This window comes from Pseudogemmobacter sonorensis (assembly GCF_042762395.1).
Lineage (GTDB): Bacteria > Pseudomonadota > Alphaproteobacteria > Rhodobacterales > Rhodobacteraceae > Pseudogemmobacter > Pseudogemmobacter sonorensis.
In genome coordinates this window covers 22,515-29,990 of record NZ_JBEFZE010000041.1, presented here as the reverse complement: position 1 = coordinate 29,990, position 7,476 = coordinate 22,515, and the positions used below count along the sequence as shown (strand labels likewise).

General features: G+C 64.8%; 10 protein-coding genes. 9 read left to right on the top strand and 1 reads right to left on the bottom strand.

Translation table 11 applies throughout. The features are described from left to right. Positions 1-848 precede the first annotated feature (848 nt). From ABNX41_RS19595 to ABNX41_RS19580, 4 genes are all read left to right on the top strand, one after another. A complete protein-coding gene (locus ABNX41_RS19595) occupies positions 849-1,163 on the top strand; it encodes a DUF736 domain-containing protein (RefSeq protein ID WP_438671381.1) in 315 nt (104 codons plus the stop codon). A gap of 373 nt (positions 1,164-1,536) precedes the next feature. Further along, positions 1,537-2,382, top strand: a complete 846-nt coding sequence (locus ABNX41_RS19590; RefSeq protein ID WP_438671380.1) for a DUF932 domain-containing protein — start codon at positions 1,537-1,539, stop codon at positions 2,380-2,382. Positions 2,383-2,697: 315 nt separating this feature from the next. Beyond that, positions 2,698-2,901, top strand: a complete 204-nt coding sequence (locus ABNX41_RS19585; RefSeq protein WP_438671379.1) for a transcriptional regulator domain-containing protein — start codon at positions 2,698-2,700, stop codon at positions 2,899-2,901. A gap of 88 nt (positions 2,902-2,989) precedes the next feature. Continuing rightward, positions 2,990-3,487 (top strand): DUF2285 domain-containing protein, encoded by a 498-nt coding sequence (locus ABNX41_RS19580; RefSeq protein WP_438671378.1) that lies wholly within the window; start codon positions 2,990-2,992, stop codon positions 3,485-3,487. Positions 3,488-3,548: 61 nt separating this feature from the next. On the opposite strand, the gene ABNX41_RS19575 is transcribed toward ABNX41_RS19580, so the two are convergent. Next, entirely contained in the window at positions 3,549-4,430 is an 882-nt protein-coding gene (locus ABNX41_RS19575) for an alpha/beta fold hydrolase (RefSeq protein ID WP_438671377.1), read from the bottom strand. 314 nt (positions 4,431-4,744) lie between these two features. Here ABNX41_RS19575 and ABNX41_RS19570 point away from each other — a divergent pair, with 314 nt between their 5' ends. From ABNX41_RS19570 to ABNX41_RS19550, 5 genes are read left to right on the top strand one after another with little or no spacing between them, the layout of a single operon-like run. Then, positions 4,745-5,014, top strand: coding sequence for a helix-turn-helix transcriptional regulator (locus tag ABNX41_RS19570; RefSeq protein ID WP_438671376.1), 270 nt, complete (start codon positions 4,745-4,747; stop codon positions 5,012-5,014). Beyond that, positions 5,015-6,043, top strand: coding sequence for a replication initiator protein A (locus tag ABNX41_RS19565; RefSeq protein WP_438671375.1), 1,029 nt, complete (start codon positions 5,015-5,017; stop codon positions 6,041-6,043). After that, positions 6,040-6,693 carry a ParA family partition ATPase gene (gene parA / locus ABNX41_RS19560; protein WP_438671374.1) on the top strand — a complete coding sequence of 218 codons (654 nt, stop codon included), beginning with the start codon at positions 6,040-6,042 and terminating at the stop codon, positions 6,691-6,693. Before ABNX41_RS19565 ends, parA begins: the two co-directional genes overlap by 4 nt. Further along, positions 6,690-6,944, top strand: coding sequence for a hypothetical protein (locus tag ABNX41_RS19555; protein WP_438671373.1), 255 nt, complete (start codon positions 6,690-6,692; stop codon positions 6,942-6,944). The genes parA and ABNX41_RS19555 overlap by 4 nt, the downstream gene beginning before the upstream one ends. Further along, entirely contained in the window at positions 6,941-7,459 is a 519-nt protein-coding gene (locus ABNX41_RS19550; protein WP_438671372.1) for a DUF2840 domain-containing protein, read from the top strand. Before ABNX41_RS19555 ends, ABNX41_RS19550 begins: the two co-directional genes overlap by 4 nt. Positions 7,460-7,476: the final 17 nt, after the last annotated feature.

Below are 7,476 nucleotides of genomic sequence, written 5' to 3'. Positions count from 1 at the left end.
TGCTGCGCTTCCTTTCCTGATGCTTGTGGCTGTCCAATGCAGACCACGTTTTATCATCAGCTCGAAGCGCAGCACCTCCTCTCAACGGTCGAAGATGGGCGCCAAGCCGATTATCCCATCTTCGGGCCGGGCTTTCGGCTGCGCCGGAACCACGCCTGCGGCGCGTTTCCGCCATTCGGCTTCAATCCCATAACGCAAGGGCGGCGGCCATTTCGCGAGACAAGCCCCATCGGCGCGCGGGTTGCATGGGGCTTCGGCCATAGTCGCCACAACGGGATCATGAGGCGGCATCGCCATCCCCGGTCACGACACATTCCGCCGATGGGAGACAAGGAGAAGCTGGATCATCCTCGTGACATGATGAATCGCACTGTGTCCCGCGAGCGGACTTCGGCCGTGCCCGTCGCGATTGGCCTCACGAAGAGAAGCGACGCGGGACGGCGCTTGCTGTCGCCAGCCGGGAGTCCACTCCAAGTCTCGCCATTGAGGGCCAGGGTCTGTGTTCGCCCGCCTTGGTTTGCCATCGCCGTGCCCGGTGCGGAGGCCGAGTGTCGCCATTGTCGTGTTCCTGACGGTTTCCACGCTGGCCACCCCCATCTGCGTCCTCGAATGGATTGGTCTGACCGAAGACCGGCAATGTCGAAACATCGCCTCGCTCGTCTTCCCGCAACGTCCGTCGCCAGCTTTTTTCCGCCGCCTTCGGCTTTGCAGCGCGAAGCAAAAAAGCCGTCGCCGGCCGCCTTCCACGATGTTCCAGCCCCAAGGGGTGCGGGGCCGATCGTCCCCGGTCGAACGACCGCCATCGAGGACGCGATGGGCGCGGCCCGATCGGAAAAAGGAACACGACAATGGCGACCATCGGCACCTTCACCAGCACCGACAACGGCTACACCGGCACGGTCAAGACCCTCACCCTCAACGTCAAGACCGTGAAGTTCGTCCCGGCCGAGGGCGACAGCGAGCGCGGCCCCGACTTCCGCATCTTCGCAGGGGCCACCGAGTTCGGCGCGGCCTGGAAGAAGACCGCCCGCGAGACGCAGCGCGAATACCTCTCCGTCAAGCTGGACGATCCGAGCTTCGCGGCTCCCATCTACGCCAGTCTGGTGGCGGCCGAGGACGGCGAAAGCCACAACCTCATCTGGTCCCGCCGCAACGGCGACTGACGGCCGGAACCCCCGAAGCCCCGCTCACCCGAGCGGGGCTTCGGCATGTTCATGCCCGCCGTCTTTCAGGGAATACGGAAATCGGGATGCACGGCGTTCCGGTTTTCAGGTTTTGCACATCCCGATCAGATCCCATTCCCGGCTTCCGCTTCGCTCTGGCCGGGCTGGTGGCTTGGGGGCGCTGCCCCCTGGCGCGGCGCAAGGGAGCCGGAACGGTATCCCCAGCCTTCCTCCACTTCGTTCCTCGTTCCGTGCAGGCCGGGTGATCCCCCTCCGTCCCGGCTCCCTTGCGCCTTGCACCCCCCGGTCTCGGCGACGGCCAGGGTTGCAGCGCAGCGCTGCGCTCCAACCCAGACCCATAAGGATCAAGATCATGACCTATCATCACCTTGCCACCCGGTTCGGCCGCAACAGCCATCAGGTCAGCGGGCGCGAAGCGCTCGACAACGAAGCGCTCTATCGTCACGTCCCGTCCATCTTCGCCCGCGAGGCCCATGACAGCCGGTCGGAGCGCTACGTCTACGTCCCGACCATCGACATCGTGGAGGGGTTGCGCCGGGAAGGATGGTTCCCGTTCTTCGCCGTCCAGTCGGTTCCGCGTGACGGCAGCCGCCACGGCCACGCCAAGCATATGCTCCGCCTTCGCCGGGATGACGGCATCGGCAAGCAGGAGGCGGCGGAAGTCATCATCGTCAATTCGCATGACGGAACCAGCAGCTACCAGATGTTTGCCGGGATGTTGCGTTTCGTCTGCACCAACAGCCTTGTGGCGGGCGAGCGGTTCGAGGACGTGCGCGTTCCCCACAAGGGCAATATCCAGCATGACATTATCGAAGGCGTCTATACCGTCGCCGAGGACTTCCCCCGGCTGATCGACGCCAGCGAAACCATGAAGGAAATCCAGCTTGGCGAAGATGAGCGCCGCGTTCTGGCCGAGGCCAGCCTTGTCGCCCGCTATGGCGAAGATGAAAGCCCCGTCCGCCCGGACCAGATCATTCAGCCGCGCCGCCGCGAGGATACCGGGCAAAACCTCTGGATGACCTACAACACCATTCAGGAGAACATGATACGCGGCGGTCTGCACGGACAGCGGCGCAACGCCGAAGGCCGCATCCGCCGCAGCCAGACCCGCCCCATCAACGGCATCGACCAGAATGTGACCCTCAATCGCGCGCTCTGGACGCTGGCCGAAGGCATGCAGCGCCTCAAGACGCGATGACCGCCAATCCGTAGAGCCGGGAAGCCGGCTCTACGGATTTCCGCTTTTCAGGCTTTCCGGTTAAGGGGATTTTCCGCCGATCCGGCGTTGCGGATCGGCGGCGCGGCCATGCCTGGAGCACGGCCGCCGCTCGCCGGGCGCCGCCCGGCTCGCGTTTCGACAGAAGCAATGTTAAGACGAAAATAACCAATAAAATGATCGCGTTGAGTGCTCGATATTCGAGTCTATCGACGCTTCCGACCTCGCTGGTTGTGCCAGAAAATCTCCGCTCAGGTTCCAGTTGATCTTGTGTTGTGGTAATCTGGAGATCGCGCCATGTTGAGTATAAATTGGCGTTCCTCGGCCGCATACCGGCATACGAATACCATTCCCGCCGCCGGTTTCGCCTGGGAATATCTGCGCCGCGATGACGAGTATCACCGCGATTTCCAGACCATGACGCGGATGCGCAAGCCGAGCGCGAGTAGGCTCGACCAGTTCTCCGCACGCTGGGGGTTGCGATTTCCCGAGCGATCCTGACACACCGCCTGACCGGCAATCCCTGTTCTGGATACCCAAACTTCAGCCCCAGGCCATTCGGCTCTCACCAGAACCGGGCAATGGAGACGTGCCGACAATCGCATTGGCGCATCTGGATGGCCTCGACCTGCGGCAAGCAGCCGATGGCTGGCATGGCGTCTGGCGGGTTGACGGCGCAACCCATCAGTTCTGGTTGCCCGAGGCAGTTCCAGACGCCGCCGCCTTCTATGCCGTCACCCTGCCGATGGATGACCTGCTTGAGTTGCGCACCCACGCCGCGCGGCGGCTCTGGCGCTCGCTCAATGGTCGCGCGCCGGGATCGGACTTCCGCAACCTTCCGACCCAGCTTCGCCAGTTTCATATCTTGTCCCTGCGCGCGCTCGACGCCCGCCAGCGCGGCGAGAGTTACCGCACCATCGCCGAAGTCCTGCTCGGCTTTCGCGGCACCAAGGAGGATTGGGAGGCCGATCCCCGCAAGAATCAGGTCCGCCGCCTCGTCGCCCACGGCCTGCGCATGATGAAGGGCGGCTATCGGCTGCTGCTGCACTATCCGGTCAAGGTCGCACCGAAGAAGGACGACCGCTAGGATGAGGCAATGAAGCCGGCGATGCGCACGGCGTTCACATCACCGACAGCCTACAGCGCAATCAAGTGCGCTGTAGGTGCCTGGTCAGCGTGCGAAGCACCTCGGCTGGTTGCTCTTCGACCAAGAAATGTCCTGCCTCGACGGCATGACCATCTGCCTTCGGGAACCACGCCCGCCACGCGTCGAGCGGATCGAGGTGATGCGCGACCACGCCCCTGCTTCCCCACAAGATCAGGCAGGGGATGAGGCTGGTCCGCCCTAGATCGGCGCGATCATGGCCGAGATCGACCGTCGCGGCGGCTGTATAGTCGCCACACCACGCCGCGACGACTTCGGGATTGCACGCTGCCCTTTCATACTCGGCCAAGGCCCTCTCATCGAAAAGCTCCGTCGCACCAGACAATCCGATCAGGGCCGAATGCAGGAACAGGATCGGGTCGTTGTTGATGAGGCGACGCGGCATGTTGCCCGGCTGGGACAGAAACAGCCAGTGATAATAACGCCTTGCCAGCCAGTCATCCATCGTGCGCCAGACATCCAGCGTCGGTAGAATGTCGATCAGCGCAACGGAGCGCACGACGTCGGGGTGGTCCAGCACCATCCTGTGCGCGGTGCGGGCTCCTCGGTCATGCGAAATGACATGAAAGCGGGAATAGCCAAGATGCCGCATCATGGCGACCTGATCCTGCGCCATGGCCCGGAAGGTGAAATCGCCATCGTGAGCGACGGAATCGCCATAGCCGCGCAAATCCGCCGCCACAACGCGATGGGATTTCGCAAGATCTTCGGCGATGACATGCCACATCATATGGGTCTGGGGATAGCCATGCAGGAGGAGAAGCGGATCACCCTCGCCGCCGACCTTTGCGTGGATCGTTGCACCGGAAAGCTCGATGTTGATTTTCTCGAATCCGGCAAACAAGTTGATCTCCCCTCCAAACATTCAAGCCAGCATTCATTTTGCGGCTATGACTGGGCTGGTCAAGCGCGTGACTTGTCGATGTCCTGACCGCAGGATCGCGGTTTGATCACAGGGTTGCAATGCCGGACATCGCCCCTTTTTCTCCCGTGGCCTTCTGACCCCTTGCACTTTCATCCCGTCAGGCCGCCCCGCCGCTAGACGCGGCCCGTCTAGGAGTGCCGCCAGCGCGTATGCGCAAATACGGCACGCTACAGGCCGCCGATCCCTCGCCATGGTTCGCCACAGCCCGCTGTCGCCACCGACAGCCGCCTGCTTGACGAACCCGAGGTGATCCCATGGCCAAACGTAACGCGGACCTGCCGCCGCGCCTCCTACGCACGAAGGAAGCCTCGCGCTTCCTCGGCATTTCGCTCCGCACGCTCGAAAAGCACCGGACCTACGGCACCGGCCCGGCCTATCGCAAGATCGGCGGCCGCGTCCTCTACGCCGTCCGCGATCTGGAATCGTGGTCGGCCATCGGCACCCGCAAGTCCACCAGCGACAAGAACGCCGGCACGGTCTTTCCCGCGCGCCCGCTGACGCCAGACGAGCGGGACGAACTCTGAATGCTGCGCGATGACGATCATATCCCCGCGCAGCCGAGCGAGGCCAGTGAGCGCAGCCGCCTCGACCCCTTCGTGGTGGCGACCGGCGACGCTGCGCCGCGCGACCAGCGCGATTTGATGGAGCGGCCCTTCTTCTCGCTGGCGAAGCGGCCCCGCACCACGCCGATCCTTTACCGGGCCGCCGATGTAGAGGTGCAGGTCTTCGCCATGCCCGAACATGGCATGGCGACGATCTGGGATGCCGATGTGCTGATCTGGGCCGCCTCGCAGATCGTCGCGGCCGAGAACAACGGCTTCACTACGTCGCGCTTCTTCCGCTTCATGCCTTACCAGCTCCTGCGCGCCATCGGGCGGGCCACCGGGAACCGTGATTACCTGCTGCTCAAGGCCGCGCTCGCGCGCCTGCAATCGACCGTCATCGCCACGACGATCCGCAACGGCCGGCATTGGCGGCGCAGGCAATTCTCCTGGATCAACGAATGGGAGGAAATGACCACGCGCGCCGGTCGCGTCGAGGGCATGGAGTTCGTCCTACCCGAATGGTTCTACAACAGCGTCATCGACCGCTCGCTGGTGCTGACCATCGACCCGGCCTATTTCCGGCTGACGGGCGGCATCGAGCGCTGGCTTTATCGCGTCGCCCGCAAGCACGCCGGACGCCAGACCGAGGGCTGGGCGTTCGAGGTTTCCCACCTTCACCAGAAATCCGGCAGTTCGGCCCGGCCGTCCGACTTTGCGCTCGACCTGCGCCGGATCGCTGCCCGCCAATCGCTGCCCGGCTATTGCCTCCAAATCGAATGGGAGGACGGGCGCGAACTGCTGCGTTTCCTTCCCGAAAATCTATCCACAGTGCCTGTGGATAACCATGTGAATCCTGTCGGGACATCAGGCGCACGCAGTATCGGGACATTAGGCGCAAATCGCGCGCCGGACTCTATAGAAGAATCTAACAAGAAAACTAACTCTTCTTCTTTGACGCGCGGGCGCGCGACCCATGGTGCCGGTGCCACCCGGCAAGGTGCGCCATGATCGTCGCCGTTCTCAATCAGAAGGGCGGTGTCGGCAAGACCACGCTGGCGCTGCATCTCGCTGGAGCCTGGGCCGCGCACGGCCAGCGCGTCACCCTGATCGACGCCGATCCGCAGGGTTCGGCCCTCGACTGGTCGCAGCGGCGGGGCCATGAAGGGCTGCCGAGGCTGTTCACCGTCATCGGCCTGGCGCGCGATACGCTGCACCGTGAAGCGCCCGAACTGGCCCGCGACGCCGATCATGTCGTCATCGACGGGCCGCCCCGTGTCGCCGGCCTCATGCGCTCCGCGCTGCTCGCCGCCGACCTAGTGCTGATCCCGGTGCAGCCGTCGCCCTTCGACGGCTGGGCTTCCGCCGAGATGCTGGCGCTTCTCAGCGAAGCGCGCATCTACCAGCCCGAGCTTGCCGCCCGTTTCGTCCTGAACCGTTGTGGCGCGCGCACGATCATCGCCCGCGAGACGGCCGAGACGCTGGCCGATCACGATCCGCCCATGCTCGCGACGACCATCGGCCAGCGTGTCGTCTTCGCCGACGCCGCGCAGTCCGGCCGGCTCGCATCCGAGATCGACGGCGACAGCCCGGCCGCGCGCGAGATCGCGGCGCTGGCCGCCGAGATCGACCGTCTCGGCGTCGGAAGGGCCGCGCCATGACCGAACGCACCGGCAAATCCCGTTTCGCTTCCCGGCCAGCCGATTCCGAAAGCTGGATCAGGGCGGCCGAAACACCGCCGAGCGGCAAGGCCGCCGGCGAAGCGTTCACCGCCCGCCTGACCATCGACATCACGCCCGAGTTGCGCGGCCGCATCAAGGTCGCGGCTTTCCGGCGCGGGATCACCGTCGCCGACATGCTGCGCGACCTGCTCGCGCGAGAATTTCCAGCCTCCGAAGGAGACCAGCCATGACCGGCCATCCGCCGCGCCGGATGCACGGCCGCCCGCTGCCGGACGGGCCTGCGCCCTCCACCACATTGGTCGAGCTGACCTTCGAGAAGCGCAAGGTCGAGCATTGGATACGGTTCGGCCGCAAGAGCTACGAACAGATCATCGACCGCCGCCGTAGCATCGTCGGCTTCGCGCCGGAGAGCGTCTTCGCCTTCGTCCGCTGGGCGTCGGGCGAACATGGCACGATCATCTCGCGCATCGACATCGTGCGCGCCATCGGCCGCGGCGAGCCGTTCCAGACGCTGCCCTTCGTCCGCCCCGGCGGCGACATCCTGTTGCGCCTCGATGGCTGGCCGAAGGTGCAGCGCGCGCTTGCCGCCATCGACGCCGTGGAAGCGCTCGGCCTCGACCCGGCCGACGCCGCGCCGGACTACTGGCGGCACGCCCACAACCGCCTGACCGCCGGTCTTGAGCCGCGCGACTACACGCCGGAGCGTCACGCCGCCTGGCTCCATCGCCGGAGGATCAAGCCATGACGCGGTTCGGCTACGTC

Coding starts and splice junctions, on each gene's coding strand:
- ABNX41_RS19585 (WP_438671379.1), top strand. CDS start 2,698: ATGTTGAGTATAAATTGGCGTTCCTCGGCCGCATACCGGCATACGAAT.
- ABNX41_RS19595 (WP_438671381.1), top strand. CDS start 849: ATGGCGACCATCGGCACCTTCACCAGCACCGACAACGGCTACACCGGC.
- ABNX41_RS19570 (WP_438671376.1), top strand. CDS start 4,745: ATGGCCAAACGTAACGCGGACCTGCCGCCGCGCCTCCTACGCACGAAG.
- ABNX41_RS19550 (WP_438671372.1), top strand. CDS start 6,941: ATGACCGGCCATCCGCCGCGCCGGATGCACGGCCGCCCGCTGCCGGAC.
- ABNX41_RS19565 (WP_438671375.1), top strand. CDS start 5,015: ATGCTGCGCGATGACGATCATATCCCCGCGCAGCCGAGCGAGGCCAGT.
- parA (WP_438671374.1), top strand. CDS start 6,040: ATGATCGTCGCCGTTCTCAATCAGAAGGGCGGTGTCGGCAAGACCACG.
- ABNX41_RS19590 (WP_438671380.1), top strand. CDS start 1,537: ATGACCTATCATCACCTTGCCACCCGGTTCGGCCGCAACAGCCATCAG.
- ABNX41_RS19575 (WP_438671377.1), bottom strand. CDS start 4,430: ATGTTTGGAGGGGAGATCAACTTGTTTGCCGGATTCGAGAAAATCAAC.
- ABNX41_RS19555 (WP_438671373.1), top strand. CDS start 6,690: ATGACCGAACGCACCGGCAAATCCCGTTTCGCTTCCCGGCCAGCCGAT.